This window comes from Alicyclobacillus fodiniaquatilis (assembly GCF_042678105.1).
Lineage (GTDB): Bacteria > Bacillota > Bacilli > Alicyclobacillales > Alicyclobacillaceae > Alicyclobacillus > Alicyclobacillus fodiniaquatilis.
In genome coordinates this window covers 14593-38750 of sequence record NZ_JBHUCX010000038.1, presented here as the reverse complement: position 1 = coordinate 38750, position 24158 = coordinate 14593, and the positions used below count along the sequence as shown (strand labels likewise).

Sequence of the window (24158 nt, the reverse complement as noted above, 5' to 3'; positions counted from 1 at the left end):
TGCCCACGTTGAATCGCTCAAGGCGTGGCTGTGTGTTTAGTTTTCAAGGTACCAATTCAATGCAGCTTCTGTCGAAGCAGCTCAAGCAATATATCACGAAGCGAGGTTCGTTGTCAACCATTTAGGTTTTCGAAACTTGGAGACCAAGTGAAGAAAACGTTGATGTGACGGGATATATCGGTCGGAATCGAAAGAGAAGCGCTCGAAGCGACATCGACTAATATATCACCCCTGTACCTAGATGTCAAACATGAATTTCAACAAACTTAAATTTATGAATCCAACATCGTGATAATGGTTGGTTAAATGAGCAATCAAGCGTGATCAAACCAATCCAAATCGCTCTGCCGCTGCCTCTAGAATCCCTTGTCAATCAACTGCAAAGTCCGATAGATAACAGCATTACAAACACAAAAGCCGCAAAGGCAACCCTTGCGGCTTTATGTGCTTTGGACCAGCAGTCCTTTTGACGCTTTAGAGAATGACCGAACTACTCCCGCACGAGCGCATTGACAACCAGCACCGCCAGCCCCACGAATATGAAAAACGCAAAAAACATGGCGCCCGTGTGAATCACAAAATCTAAAAGATCGTTCATAGACGATATCCTCCCACGGATAGCGTATCAAAAAATAACATTACTCATCCAGTATATCCTCATCATCGTCGCCATCGACAGCAACGACACGACCAACTGTAGCGACCTCTTGGCCTTCATCTACGTTAATCAACCGTACGCCTTGCGTGTTTCGACTCTGTGTCGAAATATCCTTCACGTGAATGCGGATGGCGACACCAGATTGAGTGATGATCATCATATCGTCCTCTGCTGTGACCATACGCATTTCAATCACTTGCCCGTTCTTCTTGGTGCAGTTCATGGTCTTGATGCCTTTGCCGCCGCGTGTTTGCGCACGATATTCCTTCACAGGCGTACGCTTGCCGTAACCGCGACTGGTGACTGCGAGCACGTCGTGATCATCCTCGGCTACATCCATGGCAATCACTTGATCGTCGCCGCTCAATTGAATGCCTTTGACCCCGGTGGCTGCGCGTCCCATATTGCGAACGTCCGACTCTGGAAAACGTATGGCCAGGCCTTGACGCGTGACCATCATGATCTCCTTGGCGCCGTCCGTCAGCTTGACCCCTACGACTTCGTCATCATCGCGCAGATGAATGGCGATAAGACCATTCTTGCGAATATTCGAATAGTCGCTCAAAGCTGTCTTTTTGACGATACCCTGGCGCGTGGCGAAGAACAAGTGCACACCGGAAATCTCCTCCGGATCCATAGACTGCACGGGAATGACGGCCGTGATTTTCTCATTCTGCTCGATGTTCAGCAGATTGATGATGGGGATCCCCCGCGCTTGACGGCTGAACTCCGGCACATCATAGCCCTTGATGGCGTACATCCGACCACGATTCGTAAAGAAGAGCAAATAGTCGTGTGTCGACGTCACATACAGCTGATCGACAAAATCCTCATCGCGTGTGCCCATCAGCGACATTCCGCGTCCGCCGCGGCGCTGGCTGTGATACGTCGACAGTGGAATCCGCTTGATATATCCCCGATGAGTGATTGCGATCACGACATCATGCACGGGAATCAAATCTGCCTCGTTGATTTCCCCTTCTGCCGCAATGATCTTTGTCCGCCGCTCGTCACCGTACTTGTTGCGGATTTCCAGCAATTCTTCACGAATGACGTTCAACAGCAGTTGTTCATCTGCCAAAATGGCGCGCAACTCCTGAATTCGTTTTTGCAACTCCGCATATTCGGCCTCAATTTTGTCGCGTTCCAAACCAGTCAAACGTTGCAAGCGCATATCCAGAATCGCCTGCGCCTGCTCTTCGGACAGCGCAAACCGCGTCATTAATCCTTCGCGGGCAATGTCGACAGTCTGTGAACCGCGAATCAGGGCGATGACTTCGTCCAAATGGTCCAACGCGATGCGCAAACCCTCTAAAATGTGCGCCCGCGCTTCCGCCCGATTCAAATCATACTGCGTACGACGGCGCACGACGACCCGTTGATGTTCCAGGTAATGATACAGCGCGTCCTTGAGCGACAGCACCTTCGGCTCACCATTGACGATGGCCAGCATGATCACGCCAAAGCTCGTCTGTAGCCCCGTATGTTTAAACAAGTTGTTCAAAACGACCTGTGGACGCACGTCGCGGCGCAATTCAACGACCACGCGTATCCCTTTGCGATCCGTCTCGTCGCGCAAATCAGTGATGCCGTCTACTTTTTTGTCGCGAGCCAACTCAGCGATTTTTTCGACAATGCGCGCCTTGTTCTGCTGATACGGAATCTGGGTGACGACAATGCGCGTCTTGCCGCCTGCCATCTCTTCAAAGTGGCTGACAGCGCGCACGGTGATGGAACCACGGCCTGTTTCGTACGCTTTGCGTATGCCGTCACGGCCGAGAATCAAGGAACCTGTCGGAAAGTCTGGACCCTTGACGACTTGCATCAACTCGTTGACATCCACATCTGGATTGTCAATCACTTTGATGACCCCATCAATGATCTCGCGCAAGTTGTGCGGCGGGATATTGGTCGCCATGCCGATAGCAATCCCTTGCGAACCATTGACCAACAAATTCGGATACCGCGATGGTAAAACCGTCGGCTCCTGTTCGTTCTCATCATAGTTTGGGATAAAATCTACCGTTTCCTTGTTGATGTCACGCAGCAGTTCTGTCGCGATGCCCGACATCCGCGATTCGGTATACCGCATGGCAGCAGCCGAGTCGCCGTCGATAGAACCAAAGTTCCCATGGCCGTCCACAAGTGGATAGCGCGTGGAAAAGTCCTGCGCCAAACGAACCAGCGCCTCGTAGACAGATGAATCCCCATGTGGATGAAACTTACCGAGGACATCACCGACGATACGAGCTGATTTTTTATAAGGTTTATCCGATGTCATACCGGCATCGTACATCGCGTACAAAATCCGCCGGTGCACTGGTTTTAACCCATCTCGCACATCCGGAATGGCACGTGCTACGATGATGCTCATCGCGTAATCCATGAACGAATTTCGCAATTCTTGACCGATATCAATCGGGATTACACTCTTTTGGTCCTCAGCCAAATAGCCTCACTCCTCAATGAAATTGGCATTAGACATCCAAATTGCGTACATAGAGCGCATTTTCCGCAATAAAATCACGGCGTGGTTCAACCTTGTCGCCCATCAAGGTGCTAAAAATCATATCCGCATCTATCGCATCTTCCATGGTGACTTGCAACATGGTCCGCGAATCCGGATCCATCGTGGTTTCCCACAATTGTTCCGGGTTCATCTCACCGAGACCTTTATAACGCTGCAATCCAATCCCCGCACGGCCAATTTCATTCAAGACCCGCTCAAGTTCAGCATCTGAATACGCATAGCGAATGCTCTTCCCTTTTTGAATCTTGTAGAGCGGCGGTTGTGCAAGATAGATGTACCCAGCATCAATCAATGGACGCATAAATCGATAAAACAGCGTCAAAAGCAAAATGCGAATGTGGCTGCCATCGTGATCCGCATCCGTCATGATGACTACTTTATGATAACGCGCTTTGGACAGGTCAAACTCGTTGCCAATCCCTGTACCGCAGGCGGTGATGATCGCACGAATTTCCTCATTCGACAAAATTTTATCTAAACGGGCTTTCTCGACATTGAGAATTTTCCCGCGCAACGGCAAGATGGCCTGACGTTGTGGATCTCGACCACCCTTGGCAGAACCGCCTGCTGAATCGCCCTCAACCAGGTACAATTCGGATATCTCAGGGTCTTTCGAAACACAGTCAGTTAATTTCCCGGGCAAACTCGTCACTTCCAACGCGCTCTTGCGCCGCGTCAGTTCCCTCGCTTTACGCGCTGCTTCACGCGCACGCGCGGCAGTCACGCATTTATCGACGATCCGCCGAGCCACGCCGGGGTTTTCGTCCAAAAATATCTGCAGCTTCTCGCCGAATAAACTTTCGACAATGCCGCGAACTTCACTGTTCCCGAGCTTCGTCTTGGTTTGCCCCTCGAATTGCGGTTCGGGGACTTTGACGCTGATGACCGCAGCGAGACCTTCACGGACGTCATCGCCTGTCAAATTGTTTTCGTTGCCTTTAATCAGACCGTTCTTCCGACCGTAATCGTTGATGACCCGCGTCAGCGCACTCTTAAATCCGGACTCGTGCGTACCGCCTTCGTGTGTGTTGATATTATTGGCGAACGAATACAGTGTCGAAGCATAGCCATCGTTGTATTGCAGTGCAATTTCAGCTGTGACCTCGTCTTTTATCCCCGACACAAAGACTGGATCTGGAAACAGGGCGTCCTTCGAATGGTTTAAATAAAGGACAAATTCCTTGACGCCGCCAGAGTAATGATACTCATGTGTCTTGCCGCCTTCGCGCTGATCTTCCAAGATGATGGCCAAACCTGCATTGAGGAACGCCAACTCGCGCAGACGCCCCTGCAACACGTCAGCCTGAAACACCGTCGTCTCCGTGAAAATCTGCGGATCTGGTCGGAAACTGACGCTTGTTCCCGTCTTGTTGCTGTCGCCAATCACTTTCAGGTCATAGAGCGGCTGTCCCCGTTCATACTCCTGCACATAAATATGCCCGTCGCGGTGCACCTCGACCTTCATCCACTCGGACAACGCGTTCACAACCGACGCGCCCACACCGTGCAAGCCACCGGAAACCTTGTAGCCCGATCCGCCGAATTTCCCCCCCGCGTGCAACACAGTCAAAGCCGTCTCAACCGCCGGCCGACCTGTTTTCGCGTGTATGCCGACCGGGAAACCCGCGCCGTTATCCACGACTGTGACGCTGTTATCCTCGTGCACTTGTACGACGATGCGCGTGCATCGTCCAGCGAGCGCCTCGTCGACCGCATTGTCGACAATTTCCCAGACAAGGTGATGCAGCCCTTTGACACTGGTTGACCCAATGTACATGCCTGGACGCTTGCGCACAGCCTCTAAGCCTTCAAGGACTTGTATTTGTGATTCATCATAAACTTGTTCTGACAACTAGTTTCCCTCCACATTCGCGCGCTTCGGTGTCTGCGCGATGTTCACGTTCAACTTGCTGTATTGGCCACAGGATCGCCCATTTCACGCCGTTTCAGACATTATCCTCGGTTATTATACCAGATGCGACGTGAAACAGTCGGGCTGCCCCCTTCAGTTCCTCCTCGAGATGAAACAAAGTGGTCGTCGTGATGATGGTTTGTACCTTTTTGCTCATCGACAAAACCAAATTGCGCTGACGTGTATCATCGAGTTCTGACAGCACATCATCGAGCAACAGAACAGGATACTCGCCAATCTCCCGATAAATAAAGTCGATCTCGGCCAATCGCAGCGACAGGGCAATGGTCCGCTGTTGACCCTGGCTGGCAAAGCTCTGCACATCCTGTCCGTTTAAAAGCAGTTGCAAGTCATCCCGGTGCGGTCCCACGGTGGTATAGCCCATGCGGATATCCGTCTGGCGTCTATCCGAAAGTGCACGTGAAAATTGTTCCGCAATTTGTGCAAGCGGCGTGTCTTGATCCACCCTCGGAATGGTGGAGGTGTATTGAAAGTCGAATGTCTCGCGACCGTCGGAAATGTCCACATAGACCTGTCGAGCCACAGGTTTCATCTTGGCGATAAATTGCAAACGGCGTTGGACAACATGTGCCCCGGACAACGCCAGTTGCTCATCAAACGCCGCCATATACACCTCATCGAAGACACCTGTTTTCAAAAGTTTGTTCCGTTGTTGCAAAGCCCGGCCATAGTTTGCCAGGTGATGCAAATAGAGCGGCTGCGTTTGACCCAACTCCACGTCGATAAAGCGCCGGCGCTCCTTCGGCCCGCCCTTGACCAATTGGAGATCTTCCGGCGCAAATAGGACAACTTGAAAATGACCGACAAAATCGGTCATTTTGGTCTGTTGCACCCGGTTGACAAACGCTTTGCGGCCGCTTGCGCCCAATTCCAAACGCAGCTTTCGCGGACCATGTTGCGCTTCTACCACGCCATCCACGACCGCCGTATCCGCTGACCACGCAATCAGATCTTTGTCACGGCTGGTCCGATGTGATTTCCCGATGGCGAGCAGGCCAATGGCTTCGAGCGCGTTGGTCTTGCCTTGGCCATTGTCGCCGCAAAATAGATTCACTTGCGGCGACAACTGAATGGTTTGTTCCGTATAGTTGCGAAAGTGACTGAGATTCAGTTCAGTCAGATGCATTCGGCTCGCCTTTCAACACGTAAGTTTGTTTGCCAATACGCACTTTGTCCCCCGCGACAAGTTTCCTGCCTCTGCGAGATTCAGACTGTCCATTGACGACAATCGGCTGATCTTCGAGAAATAGTTTAACTTCGCCGCCAGAAGACACGATATCAAGTTTTTTCAACAGTTGTCCAACGGTAATGTGCGCCCCTCTAAAGCGGATTTCCATCATTACCTCCAAAGCACAGGCGAAATCAATTGCAATACTGATTTGTCACCCGTTTTCTCGATGACAAATGCTTGTGTGGCGCCATTGAAGCGAATGGTCAACGAAGTTGCGTCAAGCGCCCGCAAAGCGTCAAGCACATAGCGACCGTTAAAAGCGATCTGCACGTTCTCGCCATCTTTTTGTTCGATCCCGACGGTCTCCGACACATTCCCAATCTCCGGTGAATTTGAAGAGACTGTCATCACTTTGTCCTCTACTTCAATTCTCACCATGTGATTGTCCCTATCGCGCGCAATGAGAGCAGCTCTGTCAATTGCGCCGAGCATTTCGTCGCCCGCAACCCGCAGTTCTGTTTTGTGACTGCTGGGAATAATCCTTGACGTATCAGGATATGTACCGTCAATCAATCTGGTGTAAAAGCGGGTGTCCCCGGTAATAAAGAGACTGTGGCTCTTGGTGAGATAGAGATCTACACCAGCATCTCCACTTGGCAAAATTTTTGTCAATTCGAGCAGAGATTTGCCGGGTATGACTGCTTCCCAAGTGGGGGCGTCGCTCAATTCGACATGATGCGTGGCCAATCGCAATCCGTCTGTCGCAATGAACACCAATTGATTATCTTGGCATTTTATATCGATGCCTGTCAAAACGGGGCGTACTTCCGTATTTGCAGTCGCAAAAGCAGTCGTGCGAATTAGATTGGCCAATACATCGGATTGCAACTGCAATTTATCAACGCCGACAAATGAAGGTAGTTTGGGAAATTCCTCTGCATCGATTCCATGTAAATGGAATTGAACAGAGGCAGTCGAAATTTCTGTCATATAGTTGTTTGCTACATGCATAGTAATGATGGTGTCAGGCAATTTGCGAATGACTTCAGAAAAATATCGAGCTGGCAGCACGATGGAGCCCGGTTGTTCAATTTTCAGTTGATTGTCATCTGTCGCTGTAATGCGGGTTTGAATACCCAATTCCATATCATAAGCAGTAACAACGATTTCCGCATCGCGCACTTCCAGCAAAATACCGGAAAGAACCTGTTTGGTAGTGCGTACAGCGACCGCTTTCGACACAATTTGGACGGCTTGTACGAGCGCCGTTTTTTGAATGGAAAACCGCATAATCAGAGCGTACCCCTTCCACTGCTATCTCAATTCCAGAAACGAAACATCCCACTCTAATTATATAGAATGAGGATCTAGGATCTAGATAAACATAGTAATCATCATAGTAGGCACGGTGAATATGTGGATAACCTACGATTCTCGTGAATCTATGAATTTCTAGCTTGTTTATAAACTTGTGGACAAGTCGTCATGTATGGCCGGAGTTTCTTATCCACATGTGGATAATTACGTGAAAGTGCGAATTGCCTGTGACAGGCGTTCTAATGTCGCTTTCAATTCCTCATCTTTCGCAGCCACTTCTGCAACTCTGTCACAGGCATGCAAAACGGTGGTGTGATCTCGACCGCCGAACGCATCGCCAATCCTGGGCAAGGACATATCCGTCAACTCGCGCGTTAAAAACATTGCAATCTGACGTGGGAATGCAATGTTTCTTGTGCGTTTTTTGCCTTTTAGGTCCTCCATTTTCAACCCAAAGTGATCGCCAATTACTTTTTGGACCTGGGTCACTTGAATGGTTCGCGGCCGTTCAGGTGAGATAATGTCCTTTAGGGCGACTTGCGCCAATTCTGGCGAGACATCTTCGTTGACGAGTGAGGAGTAAGCCACGACGCGAATGAGCGCCCCTTCTAACTCGCGAATGTTGGAATCGACCTGGTTGGCGATGTACGCCAGGACATCCTCGGTGATTTCTAGTCCATCTGAACGCGCCTTCCGTTGCAAAATGGCAATTCTCGTCTCCAGATCCGGCGGTTGAATATCTGTGATGAGCCCCCACTCAAAGCGGGATCTCAACCGGTCCTCCAGCGTTGGGATCTCGCGCGGGGGGCGGTCGCTGCTGATGACAATTTGCTTGCCGGCTTCGTGCAAACTGTTGAACGTGTGGAAGAACTCTTCCTGTGTTTGTTCCTTGTTGGCCAGAAATTGAATGTCATCAATCAACAAAATGTCGATGGAACGATAGCGATTGCGAAACGCTTCGGTTTGGTTGTCGCGAATGGACTTGATGAACTCATTGGTAAAGCGCTCCGAAGACAAGTACGACACTTTTGCATTTGCGTCGTACGTGCGGACAAAATGGCCAATTGCATGCATCAAGTGCGTCTTGCCCAGCCCGACGCCGCCGTAAATAAACAACGGGTTGTAGCCCTGCGCGGGCCGCTCAGCCACGGCCAGACACGCTGCGTGCGCAAAGCGGTTGCTTGAGCCGATGACAAACGTCTCAAACGTGTAGCGCGGTATCAGTCCCTGGGACTGCACTTCGTCCTCTTGTTCATCTCCTGCCGCCGTATTGCCTGCTGTGTTTCCCCCAGTTGGTTGCGTTGCCGGGCGTACAGATTTGACCGTTTCCTGCTTTTCTTCCGACCAATCAGTGACGAATTGAAGTCGGTACTCCTGTTCGGTCATGGCAATGATCATATTTTGGATGGTGGTCGTATAGTGCCCCTCAATCCATTCTTTGACGAATGGTGTCGGCGTATAGATGAATAGGCTGTTATTCGCCGCATCGTACTTGAGGATCTTTGTACCATCGAACCAAGTTTCGAAGGTGGGACCGGATAGGCGCTCCTTCATCATGACCAACACTTGTTTCCAAAGGTCATCGAAGTACTTCACATCGGTTCGCGCGCTCATAAACTGCTGGCCCTCCTAAAATTAAAAGCGTAAAGACGTTCGATAAAAAATAAAAAAGTTTGCAGGAACGCCTATTATTTCAGACGCCTTACCCCCATTGTGGAAAAATATATGTGGATAATTCACATGTGCAGGATATGTGGGTAATGTTATCCACAAGTTGTGGATAAATCTGTGGATACAATTTATAACTCACAGCTACTGTGGATGATTGTAGCGATTATATTACCAGAAAATCAACGAGTCGAGCAATGTCGAAATGAAATATCCACAAGAGAGACATCTTAGTCAGTTTGGCATTTATCCATATGTGGAAATGTGTCTAACCATGTGGATAAATGTTATCCACAACGAATTTGATCGAATTTTGTCGGAAGCTATCCACATGTGGATTGTGGATGACGGTGGTGGATTGACAAAACTGGGCCCTTGCTGTATCATGCGTCGTGTCTGTCTAAAAGGGAGGTGTCCTGATGAAACCGACCTATCAACCGAATGTACGGAAACGGAAAAAGAACCACGGGTTTCGCAAACGCATGGCGACAAAAAATGGTCGTCGGGTTCTTGCAGCACGCCGGCATAGGGGACGTAAAGTTTTATCAGCTTAAGGCCACGATTCGTGGCCTTTTTTGATGAATTTTGTTGTTTTTCATTAAGTTCAAAAAAGGTGCGAAAAGAAAACAAAAAACCGAGTGTGGGGCAGGAAGGGACGAGTTGTTGTGCAAAATCAATACCGATTGAAGGAAAATCGTGATTTCCGGCGTGTTTTTCGACGCGGAAAATCGTTTGCGACACATCGATTGGTATTGTATTATTGCGACAATCGACAAAGTATAGTTCGCGTCGGTTTTTCAATTAGCAAGAAAGTGGGCAACGCAGTCGTTCGCAATCGTGTCAAGCGGATGTTGCGCGCAGGGTTTCAATCTCTTTTGCCTGAATTAAAGGACAAGTCCTTGGATATTGTGGTGGTGTGTCGCAAGGATGCGGCAGAAGCCGATTATCATGAGCTGATGCAGGATGTGATGAAACTCATCTCTAAGGCGAGAATCGTGGTATGATTGGACGAGGAGATGGTATCTGTGCGCAAAGTGCTGATAGCGTTGATCCGCTTTTATCAAATATATATATCGTCAGTCAGGGCGCCAAGCTGTCGCTTTGTTCCGACTTGCTCGGAGTATGCCCTGCAAGCAGTATCGCGCTTTGGTGTATTTAAAGGTAGTTGGTTAGCAATAAAGCGGTTGGCAAAATGCGGGCCCTGGCATCCCGGTGGTGTAGATGAGGTGCCGCAAGCACAGTAGGGGGATTGCAGTTTTGGAGGCAAAACGTACACAACGCAGGTGGACATGGATCCTAAGTGCTGTACTCGTCGTCTCATTGACCGGGTGTGGTATGTATCCGTCCAAGCCAGGGGTTTGGCCGCATGGGCCGTGGGGCAGTGTTCTTCATTTTATTTCTGATGTCATTGACTTTTTTGCGCATCTCTTCGGAAATAGTTACGGTTTCGCAATCTTGATTGTGACCGTGATCGTTCGTTTGATCATTTTGCCTCTGTTTATTCGGCAGATGCGCTATCAAAGAAGAATGATGGCCATGCAGCCGGAAATTCAAAAGATCCGCACCAAATATAAAGGTGATAATCAGAAAATTCAACAGGAAACCATGCGGCTTTATCAGGAGGCAGGGACCAATCCTGTCACTGGATGTCTGCCGACATTGATTCAACTGCCTGTGCTGTGGGCGCTGTATGGCGCCATTTTGGGCAACGCCAACCTTCACCATAGTACTTTTTTGGGGATTTTCCAGTTGGGTGAAAAAGACCCCCACTATATTCTCCCCGTTGTAGCTGCGCTGACCACGCTGTTGTCATCTTGGGTCATGATGAAAAACAACCCGCAACAACAACAGCAAAAAATGATTTTGTACATTATGCCTATCTTCATTTTGTTCATCGGTATACGGTTTCCGGCAGGGTTGGTTCTGTACTGGATTTACACAAATCTGTTTACAGCTTTACAGACGTATGTGTTTATGCGAACGAGCGCGGCACCAGCTGTTGGCAATGCGGCCGCTGCAACTGTAAACGTAAAACCGCGTCCGGCGCCTGCTGGACAAGGTTCAAAATCGGCTGGCGGCAAATCGGCAACCAGGTCGTCTGTGGCCTCTTCGGGTCAAGCGAGCAAAGGGAAAAAGCCAACGCAAAATTCGGCGTCACAAAAGACAGGCAAACCAGTAAAGAAAAGTGATGGTGCAAAAGCCCGGAGTAATCATACAGGCAACGCAAGTAACACAAGAAACTCGAGCAACAAGAAAAAAGTTGATCAATCAGAGGATCAGCCGCCAAGCGGTCGCAGCGGCGAATAAGTTTCAGCGGCTGAAGGAGAAGGCTAGATGAAGCGAGTCGTAGTGACGGGACGAACTGTTGAAGAAGCGGTCACATCTGCGCTTGTCAAATTGGGTGTGGCGAGATCGCAAGCACAAGTGCGGGTCATTTCGGAACCAGTAAAAGGCTTATTTGGCTTTATCGGTGGCAAGGATGCTGAGGTGGAAGTGTCCATTGCCCAGACACCTGTAGAAATGGCCAGGGATTTCACTGAAGGTGTTTTAAAGCGGATGGATGCGCCAGCGACTGTTTCAGTTGAGCGGGATCATGCAGAAGGCACGGAATATGTCGTGAGTATTGAGTGCGCGGACGAGGTGTTGCCCATTGTGATCGGTCGCCACGGCGTGACGTTGGATTCACTGCAGTATCTGGTCAATATTGTCGCCAATCGAGAGCATGACGGATTTGTCAAATTTACTGTGGACGCTGGGACATATCGTGCACGCCGCCGTGAAAGCTTGCGCCGTGTCGCCGAACAGGCTGCTGACAGGGCAGTTCGTACCGGTCGTCCGGTTTCACTTGACGCCATGTCGTCGGCAGAACGAAAGTTCATTCATACTTTACTTCAGAGTCGTTTGGATATCACCACGTCGAGTGAAGGCAAGGATCCATATCGCAAGGTGAAGATCGTACCGAGACGGATCAACTACCATACTTGATGTTGTGTGCAGTTTTGAAAGAAGCATAAACGGGCAAACCCTCCTCCAAGTGAGAAGGGTTTCGCTGTTTCACGCGAAATGGGGTTACGATTATGGACTTTGACACCATTGCAGCCATTGCGACTGCACTGGGTGAAGCGAGCGTTGGCGTGGTGCGGATCAGCGGGCCTCTTGCCGGGAATATCACGGCTAAAATTGTGCAGACGCCAAGTGGACGAGATGTCTCCCTGACGAGTCAGCGTCAAGTGCTCTATGGTCAAATTGTCCATCCAAAATCGGGACAGCAGATAGATGAGGGCCTGGTCCTTTGGATGCCAGGGCCCAAAAGTTATACTGCGGAAGATGTCGTCGAATTGCAGGTGCACGGTGGCGTTCAATTGGTGGGCGCCGTTTTAGAGGCGGCGTTGGCGGCAGGTGCGCGGATGGCGGAACCAGGCGAGTTCACCAAACGGGCGTTTTTGAACGGACGTATTGATTTGTCGCAGGCAGAAGCGGTGATTGACCTGATTCGCGCAAAAACGGCCTTTGCTGGACGGCTTGCGTTGCAACAAGTTCAAGGGCGTTTCCGTGACGAAGTTCGATCCATCCGCAAAGCGCTCATTCATCTGCAGGCGCACGTGGAAGTGACGATTGACTATCCAGAACACGATGTGGAGGATGTCGCTTGTCGGCAGGTGATGGAGACGGGCGCGCAGTTGGTCGGGCGCATCGATGCATTGCGCGAGAGCGCAGAAATGGGCCGGATATTGCGGGAAGGCGTGGCGACGGCGATTGTCGGAAAGCCGAACGTCGGAAAGTCCTCGCTTTTGAATGCGATATTGCATAGTGATCGAGCCATTGTGACAGATATTCCAGGTACGACGCGGGATGTGCTGGAAGAGTACGTGAATGTGCACGGTATTCCCTTGAAGTTGGTGGATACGGCGGGTATTCGGGAGACGGAGGATGTCGTAGAGAAAATTGGCGTCGATAAGTCGCGGCAGACCATTCGAGATGCGGAGTTGGCTTTGGTCGTGCTGGATGGCAGTCTCGCGCCAACCGACGAGGATGTGGAGATTGTCGCGTCGACTGGGGACGTGCGGCGCATTTTTGTAGTCAACAAGGTGGACAAAGGGTTGCACCCAGCTTGTGAAGATTGGTTGCGTGAGTGGGATGCGGCAGGTGTCGTACACATCTCAGCAAAAGAACATATGAACTTGACGGCGCTGGAAGATAAGATTGCTGAGACGGTGCGGACCAACTTGCTGACTGAGCGGGATAGCACGTATATGACCAACGCACGGCAAAAGCACTTGTTAGATTTGGCAAAGACGGATTTATTGGCAGCTATGAATGCAGCCAGTGCAGGTGCTACACTGGACTTGATTGCTGTTGCGCTGCAATCAGGTTATGAACAATTGGGATTCGTGATTGGCGAAGAAACCGGCGAGGATTTGCTGGATGAGATATTTTCACAATTTTGCCTTGGGAAATAAGTGAGGTGACAGTGGATGCATTTTTTTGCGGGTGAATACGATGTGATAGTGGTCGGCGCGGGACATGCGGGCTGTGAAGCTGCGTTGGCATCTGCCCGAATGGGCTGCAAGACGCTTTTGTTGACCATCAATCTTGACACAATCGCCTATATGCCGTGCAATCCCTCCATTGGCGGACCAGCCAAAGGCATTGTCGTGCGGGAGATTGACGCTTTGGGCGGGCAAATGGCGCGCAATATTGATGCCACCTATATTCAAATGCGGATGCTCAATACGGGCAAAGGGCCAGCTGTGCAAGCATTGCGGGCACAGGCGGACAAGGCATTTTACGCTTTGAATATGAAATGGATGATTGAGCGGCAACAAAACTTGGATTTGAAGCAAGCGATGGTCGAAGAGTTATTGACTGACAACGGCCAAGTGAAAGGTGTGTTGACCAAGAGCGGCCAAATTTTTCACGCAAAAGCCGTGGTGATGACCACAGGCACCTATTTGCGCGGTCGCATCTTTATCGGTGAAGTCTCCTATGAGAGTGGACCCAATGGTCAAATGCCAGCTGTAAAACTGTCGGAGAGTTTGCTAGATCTCGGTTTCGATCTCGTCCGTTTCAAGACGGGAACGCCACCGCGCATCAATCGCAACACCATCGATTTTGACAAGCTCGCGGCCCAACCAGGGGATCCGGAGCCGCAGCATTTTTCTTTTGACCCTGACGTGCCGCCGCGGGAGCAAGTGCCGTGTTGGTTGACGTATACAACCGAAATTGGACATTCCATCATCATGGAAAACCTAGATAGAGCGCCGATGTTCTCGGGCGAGATCAAAGGGACAGGACCGCGATACTGCCCGTCGATTGAGGATAAAGTTGTTCGTTTTAAAGATCGTCCTAGCCATCAGATATTCTTGGAACCGGAAGGGCCAAACACGGCTGAGTGGTATGTGCAGGGATTGTCGACCAGTCTGCCGGAGGATGTGCAGTTGGCGGTTTTGCACAGTATTCCGGGTTTGGAGCGCGCTGAGATGCTGCGGCCAGGCTATGCCATCGAATATGACGCCATCGTGCCGACGCAATTGTGGCCGAGCTTGGAGTCAAAGCGCGTGGCAGGATTGTTCACAGCAGGGCAGATCAACGGCACCTCTGGTTACGAGGAGGCTGCTGGGCAGGGGATTATGGCCGGTATCAACGCTGCGCGCAAAGTGCAGGGCGAGGAGCCGGTCGTCCTGGCGCGATCAGACGCTTATATTGCTGTCATGATTGATGATCTCGTCACCAAAGGCACGAATGAGCCGTATCGCTTGCTCACTTCTCGCGCTGAATATCGCTTGTTGCTGCGCCATGACAACGCGGATTTGCGTTTGATGGAGACCGGTTTCCAAATTGGCTTGCTGCCGCAAGCGACCTATGACCGCTTGATGCGCAAGCGCATCGGCATCGAGGAAGAGTTAAAGCGCCTGCAGCGGACACGGGTAAAACCGCCGATGGCCAATGAGCGTCTGCAGTCATTTGCTTCACAGCCTGTTGAGGATGGCGTCACACTGGAACAGTTGTTACGGCGGCCCGAACTGTCGTATGATCAGGTGAAACAATTGGATCCGACCGGCGGTGTCAATTTGCCGGCAGATGTGGTGGAACAAGTTGAGATTCAAACGAAATATGCGGGGTATATTCAAAAACAGGAACAAGTGATTGAACGGCAAAAACGGTTAGAACACAAATTGATTCCAACCGAGCTTGATTTTTATCAGATATCTGGATTGGCGACGGAAGCAAAAGAGAAATTGACGAAAATCCGGCCGCGCACGGTGGCGCAAGCCTCGCGTGTCGCAGGTGTCACTCCATCTGATATTTCCATTTTGCTCGTGTATCTGGAAGCTTGGCGAGGGAAAGTTGCAAATGGATGAAATCGCATGGCCGCGTCCGCTGACTGAACGACAGCTCACTCAACTTGAACAGTATCGCCAGCTGTTGCTCACTTGGAATGAGCGAATGAATTTGACGAGCATCACAGACGAGACACAGGTGTACGTCAAACATTTCTACGATAGCCTGGCTGTATTGTCTATTCCTTTGTGGTCGACTGCCGCAAAGCGCGGCGGGCAGGTCATCGACATTGGCACAGGGGCAGGGTTTCCAGGCCTGCCTTTGGCCATCGTTGAACAGGGGATGAACTTTGTCCTCTGTGATTCTTTGCAAAAACGGGTGACTTTTTTGGAAGCCGTGGTGCAAGAGCTTGGCTTGCAGAATGTCAGATGTGTCCATGCGCGGTCTGAGGATTTGGCGCGAGATCTTGAATATCGCGGGCAATTTGATGTGGTTGTCTCGCGGGCTGTCGCTCGGTTGAACATCCTTATGGAATTGATGTGCCCATTTTTGCGATTGCACGGTGTCGGATTTTCTTACAAAGGACCTGGATTTGACGATGAGCGTGCAGACGGAATGCGCGCTGCGAAGAAACTGCATGCCAAAATCCAGGCGGTGGACACGTATACGCTGCCTTTGGATATGGGGGCGCGCACGATTGTCGCGTTTGAGCAGATGTCGTCGTTGCCGCACACATATCCGCGCAAAGCTGGCATCCCGCAACGGAAACCTTTATGATGATGTCAATTCGTGTCGATCACGGTAGGATTTTGTTAATTTTTGAAAACGTTTGTCGAGCTGAAGGAAATCGGACATTTCGTGGTGAAAATCAGAGGATAGTGTCGAGATCGTCCGTTCAGTGCAGAATTGAGGGGTAAGAATGAAAGAAGCGTGGGGAAGGTTCATCAATCTGCGAGATTCCGGGCCGCAGAATACGCAAGTCGTGGATATCCCCGTGGATCAAATTGTGTCTAACCCGTATCAGCCACGAACTGTTTTTAATCAAGAGGCGATTGAAGAACTCGCAAAGACCATTCATACGCACGGTGTGATCCAGCCAATTGTCGTTCGGAAGAAAGATAAGAGTTACGAGTTGATTGCTGGGGAACGTCGTTGGCGCGCGGTTTGTCATTTAGGGTGGACAACCATTCCTGCTATCGTTCGCGACATGAATGATGCGCAGACAGCGTCGGCGGCACTGATCGAAAATTTGCAGCGCGAAGGTCTGACGCCGATTGAGGAAGCTGTGGCTTATCAGCAGTTGCTGGAGTTGCACGGATTGACACAAGAAAGTTTGGCGCAACGGTTGGGCAAGGGCCAGTCGACGATTGCAAATAAAATTCGTCTATTGAATCTACCAGAATCTGTGCAGCAATCGTTGTTGACAAAGGCGATTACGGAACGGCATGCACGCGCGTTGTTGGCCATCCCGTCCGAGGAGATGCAGATTGAACTGCTTGAGGAATGCATCGAAAAGGGCTGGAATGTCAAACAGATGGAAGAGCGGGTCAAGGCGAAAATTTCGGGCCTTGAACAAGCGCAGCAAAAACAAGCAAAGCCAAGGCGCAAAGGGCTGTCCAAAGATGTGCGATTGGCTGTGAACACCATTCGCCAATCGCTTGAGATGATTGAGAACACGGGATTGACGGTGGTTTGTGAGGAAGCAGACGAGGAAGAATATTATCAGTTTACCATCAAGGTGCCAAAACAGAAGATTGAGCCACAAGCTTAGTGTGTATTGCCATTGTCACTTTTTTATATAAGCGGCCAAGGGTCGCTTTTTTATTTCGACGCGCTATAAGCTTTCTATGTTCTTTTTATTGGCGATTTGTTTGTGCTTTCCAATGTGATTCAGCTTTCTGCAGCGCTTATTTTTAGATGTCGTAAAAAAGAATGTTGCAAGTTCATAACGATTCATTTGTTTTTCGACACTTCTCCACCGTTTTGCAGTAGAATGGAGAATGGTCATTTTGGACGCCACGCTCGAAGGAGGAGGACTGTTTGTGTCTAATGCCCGGGTTATCGCCATTGCAAATCAAAAAGGTGGCGTGGGAAAGACAACAACCGCAGTCAACCTAGGTGCATGTCTGGCGACATTAAATCAACGTGTGCTCTTAATTGATATAGATCCGCAAGGCAATACGACGTCTGGTGTGGGAATCAACAAAGCAGACGTGAAGTATTGTGTATATGACGTCATTATTAACGATGTGTCGATGTCGGAAGCAGTGATGTCCTCCGGTCTGGAGAATTTGTCACTGTTGCCTGCAACCATTCAATTAGCTGGTGCCGAAATTGAATTGGTTCCTACGATATCGCGCGAAGTTCGTTTGCGACGTGCGGTTCAAACGATGCGAGCACAATACGACTATGTCGTGATCGATTGTCCACCATCCCTAGGATTGCTTACGGTCAATGCGTTAACTGCAGCAGATTCCGTGCTGATACCCATTCAGTGTGAGTATTATGCATTGGAAGGGTTAAGTCAGTTATTAAATACGGTCCGTTTAGTGCAAAAGCATCTGAATACCTCATTGGAGGTAGAAGGTGTCGTGTTGACGATGTTGGATGCGCGGACAAATTTGGGTCTTCAAGTGATAGAAGATGTCAAAAAGTTTTTCCGTGACAAAGTTTATCAAACGATTATCCCGCGTAATGTTCGCCTAAGCGAAGCACCCAGTCATGGACGCCCAATTATTCATTATGATCCCAAGTCACGAGGGGCAGAATCCTACATGGAATTAGCCAAGGAAGTGATTGGACTTGAGTAAACGAGGTCTTGGCCGTGGACTTGATGCGTTAATTCCCCAATTAAATGTTTCGGATAATGATTATGTTGTTTCTGTGGATTTGCGGGATTTGCGACCCAATCCATATCAACCGCGCCGGGAGTTTAATGAGGACAAATTGCAGGAACTCGCCCGATCCATTGAGGAACATGGCATCATACAGCCGCTGATTGTGCGTAAAAGTGAAATTCGCGGCTTTGATATCGTGGCAGGGGAACGGCGTTTCCGCGCCGCGCGTTTGGCAGGGCTGCAGGTCGTGCCTGCCGTTGTTAGAGAACTAACTGACGTAAAGTTGATGGAAATCGCGCTGATCGAGAATCTGCAAAGAGAAGATTTAAATCCGATGGAGATTGCCGAGGCGTATGCCAACCTGATTGAGAAGTGTCAGCTCACACAGGATGAACTGGCCCAACGCGTCGGACAAAGTCGGAGTCATATTGCCAATATGATGCGTCTGCTCCACTTACCTACCGATATTCGTGAAATGGTTTCGCATGGGACCTTGTCGATGGGCCATGCACGCGCTTTGTTGTCTGTCGAGGACAAAGAGCAGCAGCGGATGCTCGCCAATCAGATTGTCGATGAAGATTTGAGTGTGCGCAAGTTAGAGAATATGATCTACCAACCGAAAAAGACTGTTTCACGTGAAACACAGAACAATGTGAAGGCATCCAATTCCTATCGTCGCTATGAACAACAGTTTCAAGAATACCTGGGCACTGCGGTGCGCATTCAGCAAGGAAAAAAACGAGGGAAGATCGAGATCGAATACTTTTCAAAAGAAGATTTGGAACGTATCATGCAACTGATGTTATCCAATGTTCAATCGTAAAGTGATTGAAACTTTGGTGCAGGTGAGCATTCCTCACCTGTTTCATACGTTTGATTGAACAGTTTTTGAACAGTAACATTTGGCAGAGGGCAACTGCCGATTTGGCGCTATACTAGGAGCATGTGGAGGGCAGCCCTTTTGTAGTGGAGTTTGTGATCATCATACAAATCCGCTTCATCTGGACTGGCGTAAGCGGATTTTAGCTGTTCTTCGTGAACGGTTTGCGACACACTCCGAATCAAGAGGTCTGTTGGCTGGAAAGGACGATTTGGCTCGATGATTTCACAACTGCTTCAACCGTATTTGTCTTACATTGCCCTGGGATCAGCCGTGTTGTCCGTGGTTTGTTTGATATTGGCCATTGCAGCGATATCTGCCAATCGACGGATGAGGCGACGTTTACAACAATGGAAAGCCATCGGTTCAGCAACTGACTTAGAAGATGTGTTTACGAGCACCACGCAAGCTGTGGCGGCATTGCGACAAAAGGTATCGGAAACAGAAGCGTCGCTACACGATGTACAAGCTGAGCTAAAAACAAAAGTGTCAACACCTGCGATGCGCCGTTATAACGCATTTGCTGAAGTGGGCAGTGATTTGAGCTACTCTGTTGCCCTGTTGGACGATGTCGGCGATGGTGTTGTCTTGACTTCGATATATGGCAGGGACGATTCTGTTACATACGGAAAACCTGTGCAAGGCGGTGACTCGGATTATCTGTTGACCGCAGAGGAACAATCAGTAATCCGAGCTGTGATCCAAAATAAGACGGCAGACAAAGTTGCTGTCAAAACCTCTTGAGCGGAGAATTTTCTCCGCTTTTTATATACCAATGCGCATGGACTGCCCAATATGGTGTTTGGACAGACTGTTGTGTAAAGCGTGAACGACAATCTCGCACATCTTCATGACAATACTCAGTCGTGTGTTTTGCAGCACGAAGTACTCCATGAAGCCGCTGACATTTACAATCCCCGTCAGCGTGAGATCCCCAAAGTGCGGCAGACTTTTTTTGACGCCAGCACCTGGCCGAAGCGGTCCGCGTTCCACTGTAATGTGCCCGACGTGATCAAATTTGCCAAGACATGCGTCAATTGCAATGATGAATGGCGCCACTTGGTGTTGTTTTTGGATGTTCTCCAACGTATATCCCAAATTGACGGCATGTACAGGCTCGTCCAGTGTGCCCAGAACCTCGACGCCTGGAATCTTCGGCAATGTGGCTAGACGGGAGCCGATGATTGGTCCGAACGCATCCCCTGTTGATCTATCGGTGCCCACACATACGACGAGTATCTGCGGCTGTTGTACGACGCTAAGACCTAGATCCATGATTTCTTCCAGCCCCTGCGCCGCGGAGTCCTCATCAAAAGCGACGCTTCCGAGTATTCCTCCCGCTGGCATGATAGTTAAATCCGTTTGGCTATTTTTCAACGGGATATCCCCCTCACAGCGGAATATTCCCAGTATACGTTTGCGTACCATCAACTATACCTGTCCCGTGTTTCAGTGAGAAAAAAGGAGAGAAAAACTTGATAGATGTATTGTTGCTGGGGGAGATATTTTGGGTATGGTCGTGGGTCCGTACCCGTTCCGCGGAGCGGGCGCTATTATATGTAGCGGCGATATGTACGTCGTTGTTTGTCGCCCAGCAGATTTCGCCTTGGTTTGCCCAGCGTTTTATGGAGAGCGGGAGTGCGTTCGAATGGCTGTCGGATCGAATACAGGCGGGAACGCACCCTGTTGGCCTGGTGGCGCGTGTGGTGCCTGCTGAACCGACTGGAGATTTCTACAGTCAATCACAGTGGATCGCGCTGCACGTGTTGCAAGGTCTGTTGACGGCGCTGATGACTTGGGCCATCTTTATGCTTTTTATCGTGATCGAATATTTGATGCAAGCATTTTGGGATGAGGAGTGGACGACGAATTCCATCGTGAATCGCGTGTGCGCCAATACGGCTGGATTTGCCTGTGGGTTTGTCGTCGCCATTTCGACAGTTTGGTTCTGCGCTAACCTGTCATGGATCGCTGTATTGCACAATATCGGAATGGCGGTCAACCAATCGATGATTTTGTTGCTGGCAACGCACATCGTGCAGACATTGGCCGGTTTATAGAATTGCGCCGTAAAACCCACGGATTCATTCGTGGGATAAGGTGTTTGCCGAAGGCAAAATACGCTTTGCACGCTAACATATACAACGTAAAATGTGGGTATGGAGAAGATGAGAGCGTACAAGTACAGATTTTACCCAACAGAAGAACAGACGAACATCCTGAATAGAACATTTGGGTGTGTTCGTTATGTCTACAACTGGGGACTCCATCTGAAAGACGTTGCCTACCACGATAAAGGAGAACGCCTGTACTACAAAGCCTTTCTGGTCAACTCACATTCCTAAAGCAACAGAAAGCATATGGCTGAATGAAGTTTCTTCCGTAGTCTTGCAACAATCGCTTCGTCATCTGGATAGAGCGTTTATCAACTTTTTGAAGGCAGAGCCGAATATCCGAAGTTTCATAAGAAGCATGGAGTCCAAATCAGCGACTTACGCTTCAAATGCCTTTCAGTGGGATGGAGAGAACCTCACGCTCGCGAAGATGCAGGAACCATTGAACATCCGTTGGTCTTTTGGGGAAAAGAATGCTTTTGGCAAGCGGGATAAGTATATCTTCAAGGGAAACCCTACAACGATTACAATCAGCAAAGATTGTGCAAACCGTTACTTTGTGTCGTTCCAAGTGCTTGAAGAAATCGAATCATGGCCAACTGTTGAACAAGCGGTTGGCATGGACTTGGGTTTGAAGGATGCTGTGATTCTCTCTACTGGCAAGAAATATGGGAACCCAAGAATGGTACGGAAGAAAATTTGTGCAAATCGACAAGTTCTATCCGTCAAGTAAAAGATGTTCTACAGGTGGGTGCGGCCATCGGATGGACAAAATGGCACTAGAAGTCCGAACTTGGACTTGCCCGAAGTGTGGAACCAAACATGACCGAGACATCAACGCAGCGAAGAATATCTTAGCCGCAGGGCTTGCGGTGTTCCCTGTGGAGAGGCGGTAAGATCCGCTCGAAAGCTAAAAAGCCGTAGAGCGGGCAAGTCCTCTGCGAAGCGGGAAAGCCAACGTGTGAGCGTTGAAATCCCACGTCTTTAGGCGTGGGGGGTGTCAAAAACTGTGTTATCATGAGCATGGTAGAAGCCAACAAAATGAGGTAGAATCGAATATTGAGTTTGGTTTTGAAGGGTGAGATCACCTTTCTGTTTGGGTTCAGCGATGACAGGGCCGCCAGAGTCATTCATATAAAGGTGGCTGATTGGACGGAGGCGTCAAATATGCCCGTCGATTATCAATTGAACGATATCGTACGGATGAAAAAACCACACGCCTGTGGCGAGAATCAGTGGCAGGTGATTCGCCTTGGCATGGATATCCGCATCAAGTGCCAAAAGTGTGGCCATAGCGTGTTAATTCCACGTGCCCGTTTTGACAGGCTTGTGCGCAAGGTGTTGGTGGCCAGTGCAGAGGACAACCAGGTCGCGGATGACGAATAAATTGGCTCCCGTCTGTCGCTAGGATGCCTGTGCTGGTATGAACATGTAGCGCGTTCGATGCATTGCAGATGAAAAAGCGCAGGGTCTTTTATGCAGAATATGATGATGTTTCACGTGAAACCTAAGTGCGTGTCCATGTGAAATATCCACGCTGTCGCTGGTTCCCTATATGAGATAGAGCGATACAAAATGGCATTGTCAGTGTTTTGCGTCCCATCTATACTCTATTTTGCAAGGTGCGTAGTGAGGTGTCAGTATGCCGTTACAGGCTGGAATTGTTGGGTTGCCCAATGTCGGGAAGTCCACTTTATTTAATGCAATCACAAAAGCTGGGGCAGAAGCAGCAAATTATCCGTTCTGCACGATTGATCCGAACGTCGGTGTCGTAGAAGTGCCGGATGTACGTCTGCAAGGGCTTGCAGACATCGTCCATCCCAAACGCATTGTCCCAACGGCATTTGAGTTTGTGGACATTGCAGGGCTGGTCCAAGGGGCAAGCCAAGGTGAGGGATTGGGCAACCGGTTTTTAGGCCATATCCGCGAAGTGGACGCCATCGTACATGTGGTGCGTTGTTTTGAAAATGACGACATCACACATGTGTCTGGCTCTGTCGATCCGCTGCGTGACATTGAGACAATTGAACTGGAACTGATTTTAGCTGATTTGGAAACCGTCCAAAAGCGCCTGGATCGCACAAAGAAGAACATGAAGAGTGGCGACAAGAAATTTAAAGTCGAAGCGGATGCGCTGGAGCGCATTGCAGCGACGCTTGCGGATGGCAAACCGGGAAGATATGTCTCCTTGTCCGAAGAAGAAGAACAGGTATTGCGCGATTTGCATCTGTTGACGACGAAGCCCATCCTGTACGCGGCCAATGTCGGTGAGGATGAAGCTGCTGATAATACGGGCAATCCATATGTGGAAACCGTTCGTCAGCGGGCGGCTGAAGAGCATGCGCAAGTCGTGGTGGTCAGCGCGCAACTGGAGGCTGAAATCGCCGAGTTGGAAGGGGAAGACAGAGATGCGTTCCTGGCTGACCTAGGCTTGGCAGAAGCAGGCTTGGACAAGCTCATTCGCAGCGCTTATGACCTGTTGGGGTTGCGAACCTATTTCACAGCGGGTGAGCCGGAAGTGCGAGCTTGGACGATTCGTGAAGGCACTAAAGCGCCACAAGCTGCGGGTGTCATTCACAGCGACTTCGAACGGGGCTTTATTCGGGCGGAAGTTGTCGCCTATACGGATTTGGTCAAGGCCGGGGGCTATACAGCAGCTCGTGAGCAAGGGAAAGTGCGGCTAGAAGGAAAAGACTATATCGTGGCAGACGGGGACGTTGTGCATTTCCGTTTCAATGTCTAATCAGGTTTGTTCTATGAACGATTTT

The 24158-nt window shown here is 49.8% G+C and carries 25 protein-coding genes; 18 read left to right on the top strand and 7 right to left on the bottom strand.

Going from position 1 to position 24158, the window contains the following annotated elements:
* Positions 1 to 638: 638 nt before the first annotated feature.
* From gyrA to dnaA, 6 genes are all read right to left on the bottom strand, one after another.
* Positions 639 to 3107, bottom strand: coding sequence for a DNA gyrase subunit A (gene gyrA, locus ACFSB2_RS14985; RefSeq protein WP_377943895.1), 2469 nt, complete (start codon positions 3105 to 3107; stop codon positions 639 to 641).
* Positions 3108 to 3135: 28 nt separating this feature from the next.
* On the bottom strand, positions 3136 to 5040 hold the full coding sequence (gene gyrB / locus ACFSB2_RS14980) for a DNA topoisomerase (ATP-hydrolyzing) subunit B (RefSeq protein WP_377943894.1): 1905 nt from the start codon (positions 5038 to 5040) through the stop codon (positions 3136 to 3138).
* 94 nt (positions 5041 to 5134) lie between these two features.
* Entirely contained in the window at positions 5135 to 6247 is a 1113-nt protein-coding gene (gene recF / locus ACFSB2_RS14975) for a DNA replication/repair protein RecF (protein ID WP_377943893.1), read from the bottom strand.
* The gene (locus ACFSB2_RS14970) at positions 6234 to 6458 is read right to left on the bottom strand and encodes an RNA-binding S4 domain-containing protein (RefSeq protein WP_377943892.1); all 225 of its coding nucleotides are present in this window, start codon (positions 6456 to 6458) and stop codon (positions 6234 to 6236) included. The genes recF and ACFSB2_RS14970 overlap by 14 nt, the downstream gene beginning before the upstream one ends.
* A gap of 2 nt (positions 6459 to 6460) precedes the next feature.
* Positions 6461 to 7582: a DNA polymerase III subunit beta gene (gene dnaN / locus ACFSB2_RS14965; RefSeq protein ID WP_377943891.1), complete on the bottom strand. Its 1122-nt coding sequence runs from the start codon at positions 7580 to 7582 to the stop codon at positions 6461 to 6463.
* Between the two features lie 231 nt (positions 7583 to 7813).
* Positions 7814 to 9223, bottom strand: a complete 1410-nt coding sequence (dnaA, locus tag ACFSB2_RS14960; RefSeq protein WP_377943889.1) for a chromosomal replication initiator protein DnaA — start codon at positions 9221 to 9223, stop codon at positions 7814 to 7816.
* A 473-nt stretch (positions 9224 to 9696) separates the two neighbouring features.
* On the opposite strand from dnaA, the gene rpmH reads away from it, so the two are divergent.
* The 12 genes from rpmH (at position 9697) to ACFSB2_RS14900 (ending at position 20020) form a co-directional block, all read left to right on the top strand.
* Positions 9697 to 9831, top strand: a complete 135-nt coding sequence (rpmH, locus tag ACFSB2_RS14955) for a 50S ribosomal protein L34 (protein WP_377943888.1) — start codon at positions 9697 to 9699, stop codon at positions 9829 to 9831.
* 111 nt (positions 9832 to 9942) lie between these two features.
* Positions 9943 to 10281 (top strand): ribonuclease P protein component, encoded by a 339-nt coding sequence (gene rnpA, locus ACFSB2_RS14950; protein ID WP_377943887.1) that lies wholly within the window; start codon positions 9943 to 9945, stop codon positions 10279 to 10281.
* Positions 10282 to 10293: 12 nt separating this feature from the next.
* Entirely contained in the window at positions 10294 to 10521 is a 228-nt protein-coding gene (yidD, locus tag ACFSB2_RS14945) for a membrane protein insertion efficiency factor YidD (protein WP_377943898.1), read from the top strand.
* 13 nt (positions 10522 to 10534) lie between these two features.
* Positions 10535 to 11584: a YidC/Oxa1 family membrane protein insertase gene (locus tag ACFSB2_RS14940; RefSeq protein WP_377943886.1), complete on the top strand. Its 1050-nt coding sequence runs from the start codon at positions 10535 to 10537 to the stop codon at positions 11582 to 11584.
* A gap of 27 nt (positions 11585 to 11611) precedes the next feature.
* Complete coding sequence (gene jag / locus ACFSB2_RS14935; RefSeq protein ID WP_377943885.1) at positions 11612 to 12262, top strand: RNA-binding cell elongation regulator Jag/EloR; 651 nt, start codon at positions 11612 to 11614, stop codon at positions 12260 to 12262.
* Positions 12263 to 12351: 89 nt separating this feature from the next.
* Positions 12352 to 13737: a tRNA uridine-5-carboxymethylaminomethyl(34) synthesis GTPase MnmE gene (gene mnmE, locus ACFSB2_RS14930; protein WP_377943897.1), complete on the top strand. Its 1386-nt coding sequence runs from the start codon at positions 12352 to 12354 to the stop codon at positions 13735 to 13737.
* Positions 13738 to 13752: 15 nt separating this feature from the next.
* Entirely contained in the window at positions 13753 to 15639 is a 1887-nt protein-coding gene (mnmG, locus tag ACFSB2_RS14925; RefSeq protein WP_377943884.1) for a tRNA uridine-5-carboxymethylaminomethyl(34) synthesis enzyme MnmG, read from the top strand.
* Positions 15632 to 16336 carry a 16S rRNA (guanine(527)-N(7))-methyltransferase RsmG gene (gene rsmG, locus ACFSB2_RS14920; RefSeq protein WP_377943883.1) on the top strand — a complete coding sequence of 235 codons (705 nt, stop codon included), beginning with the start codon at positions 15632 to 15634 and terminating at the stop codon, positions 16334 to 16336. The genes mnmG and rsmG overlap by 8 nt, the downstream gene beginning before the upstream one ends.
* Positions 16337 to 16478: 142 nt before the next feature.
* Entirely contained in the window at positions 16479 to 17330 is an 852-nt protein-coding gene (gene noc, locus ACFSB2_RS14915) for a nucleoid occlusion protein (RefSeq protein ID WP_377943882.1), read from the top strand.
* A gap of 271 nt (positions 17331 to 17601) precedes the next feature.
* Complete coding sequence (locus ACFSB2_RS14910) at positions 17602 to 18369, top strand: ParA family protein (RefSeq protein WP_377943881.1); 768 nt, start codon at positions 17602 to 17604, stop codon at positions 18367 to 18369.
* Complete coding sequence (locus ACFSB2_RS14905) at positions 18362 to 19219, top strand: ParB/RepB/Spo0J family partition protein (RefSeq protein ID WP_377943880.1); 858 nt, start codon at positions 18362 to 18364, stop codon at positions 19217 to 19219. Before ACFSB2_RS14910 ends, ACFSB2_RS14905 begins: the two co-directional genes overlap by 8 nt.
* A gap of 276 nt (positions 19220 to 19495) precedes the next feature.
* A complete protein-coding gene (locus ACFSB2_RS14900) occupies positions 19496 to 20020 on the top strand; it encodes a DUF4446 family protein (protein WP_377943879.1) in 525 nt (174 codons plus the stop codon).
* A gap of 21 nt (positions 20021 to 20041) precedes the next feature.
* Here ACFSB2_RS14900 and yyaC read toward each other — a convergent pair whose 3' ends face one another.
* Positions 20042 to 20653 (bottom strand): spore protease YyaC, encoded by a 612-nt coding sequence (yyaC, locus tag ACFSB2_RS14895; RefSeq protein ID WP_377943878.1) that lies wholly within the window; start codon positions 20651 to 20653, stop codon positions 20042 to 20044.
* A 98-nt stretch (positions 20654 to 20751) separates the two neighbouring features.
* Between yyaC and ACFSB2_RS14890 the strand changes: the two genes are divergently transcribed.
* The 6 genes from ACFSB2_RS14890 (at position 20752) to ychF (ending at position 24133) form a co-directional block, all read left to right on the top strand.
* Complete coding sequence (locus ACFSB2_RS14890; RefSeq protein ID WP_377943877.1) at positions 20752 to 21336, top strand: hypothetical protein; 585 nt, start codon at positions 20752 to 20754, stop codon at positions 21334 to 21336.
* Between the two features lie 99 nt (positions 21337 to 21435).
* Entirely contained in the window at positions 21436 to 21621 is a 186-nt protein-coding gene (locus tag ACFSB2_RS14885; RefSeq protein ID WP_377943876.1) for a helix-turn-helix domain-containing protein, read from the top strand.
* Positions 21622 to 21664: 43 nt separating this feature from the next.
* Entirely contained in the window at positions 21665 to 22123 is a 459-nt protein-coding gene (locus ACFSB2_RS14880; RefSeq protein WP_377943899.1) for a hypothetical protein, read from the top strand.
* Positions 22059 to 22286, top strand: coding sequence for a zinc ribbon domain-containing protein (locus ACFSB2_RS14875; protein ID WP_377943875.1), 228 nt, complete (start codon positions 22059 to 22061; stop codon positions 22284 to 22286). Before ACFSB2_RS14880 ends, ACFSB2_RS14875 begins: the two co-directional genes overlap by 65 nt.
* Positions 22287 to 22557: 271 nt before the next feature.
* Entirely contained in the window at positions 22558 to 22776 is a 219-nt protein-coding gene (locus tag ACFSB2_RS14870) for a DUF951 domain-containing protein (protein ID WP_377943896.1), read from the top strand.
* Between the two features lie 256 nt (positions 22777 to 23032).
* A complete protein-coding gene (ychF, locus tag ACFSB2_RS14865; protein WP_377943874.1) occupies positions 23033 to 24133 on the top strand; it encodes a redox-regulated ATPase YchF in 1101 nt (366 codons plus the stop codon).
* Positions 24134 to 24158: the final 25 nt, after the last annotated feature.